Origin of the sequence: Streptomyces sp. NPDC002573 (assembly GCF_042889625.1) — a bacterium.
Lineage (GTDB): Bacteria > Actinomycetota > Actinomycetes > Streptomycetales > Streptomycetaceae > Streptomyces > Streptomyces gibsoniae.
In genome coordinates this window covers 1-1,269 of the sequence record NZ_JBIARC010000277.1, presented here as the reverse complement: position 1 = coordinate 1,269, position 1,269 = coordinate 1, and the positions used below count along the sequence as shown (strand labels likewise).

General features: G+C 69.8%; 1 protein-coding gene. It reads left to right on the top strand.

All coding sequences use genetic code 11. From position 1 onward, the window contains the following. Window positions 1-1,269: acyltransferase domain-containing protein (locus ACFYX0_RS47910; protein WP_388982182.1), on the top strand; the 1,269-nt coding region annotated here is incomplete at both ends.

Genomic DNA, 1,269 nt, shown 5'->3' with positions numbered 1-1,269 from the left:
GTCTCGGGGCGGGATGAGGTGGGGTTGCGTGCTCAGGCGGGGCGGTTGCGTGAGCACTTGATCGGGCGGCCTGAGGCGGAGCCGGTGGATGTGGGGTATTCGCTGGTGACGGCGCGTGCCGCGCTGGAGCATCGTGCGGCGGTTGTCGGTGCGAGTCGTGAGGAACTGCTGGCGGGGTTGCAGTTGCTGGCTGAGGGTGCCGTTGGTGGTTCGCAGGTCGTGCGCAGGGGGCGGACGGCGTTTGTGTTCACGGGTCAGGGTGCTCAACGGGTGGGGATGGGCGGGGAGTTGTATGCGGCCTTTCCTGTGTTCGCCGGGGCGTTCGATGCGGTGTGTGCGGGGCTGGATCCGTTGTTGCCGCGTGCGTTGGGGGGTGTGATCGCGGGCGGGGAGGGGCTGGATGAGACCGGTTTCACGCAGCCTGCGTTGTTCGCGGTCGAGGTGGCGTTGTTCCGGTTGTTGGAGTCGTGGGGGGTGCGGCCGGATGTTGTTGCGGGGCATTCGATCGGTGAGGTGGCTGCGGCGCATGTGGCGGGTGTGTTGTCGCTTGAGGATGCCTGTGTGCTGGTGGCGGCTCGTGCCGGGTTGATGCAGGGGTTGCCGGCGGGTGGGGCGATGGTGGCGGTGGAGGCGGGGGAGGAGGAGGTGCGGGCGCTTCTGCCGGGTGGTGGTCTGGTGGGGCTGGCGGCGGTCAACGGGCCTGGGGCGGTGGTGGTTTCCGGGGCGGAGGCGGCTGTGGAGGAGGTGGTGCGGGTTCTGCGTTCGCGGGGGCGCCGGACCCGGCGGTTGTCGGTGTCGCATGCGTTTCACTCGCCGTTGATGGATCCGATGCTGGAGGAGTTCGGGCGGGTCGCCGAGGGGCTTGACTATCGGCCGCCGCGTATTGCGGTGGTGTCGGCGGTGACGGGTGAGTTGGCCGATGAGCAGACACTGGCCAGTGCCGGGTACTGGGTGCGGCATGTGCGCGAGCCTGTGCGGTTCGCGGATGCCGTGCGTGCCCTGGAGAACGACGGCGTCACCACGCTGCTGGAACTGGGGCCGGACGCCGTCCTGACCGCGATGGCCGACGCCGCGGTCCGGAACACCGACGCGGTCGTGGCCGTACCGGCGCTGCGGGCCAGGCAGCCCGAGTCGCGGACCCTGCTCAACGCGTTGGGTCGCTTGTTCACACGTGGGATTGCGGTCGACTGGCAGGCGTTCTACGACGGGACCGGCGCACGCCGCATCGACCTGCCGACCTACGCCTTCCGCCGCGACCGCTACTGGCTC